This window comes from Nocardioides maradonensis, assembly GCF_054777115.1.
The window spans coordinates 1-1,204 of record NZ_BAAHAZ010000049.1; the positions used below are offsets into that span (position 1 = coordinate 1).

General features: G+C 67.5%; 1 protein-coding gene. It reads left to right on the top strand.

All coding sequences use genetic code 11. The annotated features are described in order from the left end of the window. Window positions 1-120 precede the first annotated feature (120 nt). Window positions 121-1,204, top strand: a 1,084-nt coding sequence (locus tag ACYVAQ_RS23360; protein ID WP_460793014.1) for an IS256 family transposase, incomplete at its 3' end; no start/stop codon positions are given.

Below are 1,204 nucleotides of genomic sequence, written 5' to 3' on the forward strand. Positions count from 1 at the left end.
AGGAGAGTCCCCTGTGGTGGTGGGGTTTGAGGTCCAGCGGCGGGGCTGCGTGAAGTAGGCGGCCATCGGCGGGATCTTCGGTGTGAACGGCGAAATCCACGCACTGAAGGAGAACCACCGATGGCCTTGTCCCAGTCTGCCCTGTCTGAGTTGCTCGAAGCATTCCGCACCGGCGACGGCGTCGACATGATCCGCGAGTCGGTCCGCACCGTGCTCCAAGAGCTTGTCGAGTTCGAAGCCGCCGGCGTGATCGGCGCGGAACGCTACGAGCGCACCGAGGACCGGATCACCGAACGCAACGGCACCCGACCCAAGCTGCTGGCCACCAAGGCCGGCGACATCGAGCTGCGGATCCCCAAGCTCCGCAAGGGCTCGTACTTCCCCTCCATCCTCGAGCCCCGCCGCCGGATCGACCAGGCGCTGTACGCGGTGGTGATGGAGGCATACGTCCACGGCATCTCGACCAGAAGCGTCGACGACCTGGTCGTCGCGCTCGGCGCCGACTCCGGGATCTCGAAGTCAGAGGTGTCTCGGATCTGCGAGCAGCTCGATGAGTCGGTCGGGGCGTTCCGCACCCGACCCCTGGACCACACCGCGTTCCCCTACGTCTACCTCGACGCGACCTACCTGCACGTGCGCAACAAGCCCGGCAAGGGCGGCCAGGTCGTCTCGATGGCCGTCGTAGTCGCCACTGGGATCGCCGCCGACGGCAGCCGGGAGGTCCTCGGTGTTGATGTCGGGGACAGCGAGGACGAGACGTTCTGGCGCAGCTTCCTGCTCAGCCTCAAGCAGCGCGGACTGTCCGGGGTGCGGCTGGTGATCAGCGACCAGCACTCCGGGCTGGTGGCGGCGTTGAAGCGGTCCTTCCAGGGCTCGGGACACCAGCGGTGTCGGGTGCACTTCGCCCGCAACCTGTTGGCGCACGTTCCGAAGTCCCACGCCGATATGGTGGCCGCGGTGTTCCGCACGATCTTCGCCCAGCCCGACCGCGAGGCCGTCGCCGCCGCGTGGGACGAGGTCCGCGACCAGCTCGCCGCCTCGTTCCCGAAGGTTGGTCCGCTGATGGACGAGGCCAAGGCCGAGGTGCTCGCGTTCACGGCGTTCCCGAAGGCCCACTGGCGCAAGGTCTGGTCGACCAACCCGCTCGAGCGGGTCAACAAGGAGATCAAGCGCCGCTCCCGCGTGGTCGGGATCTTCCCCAATG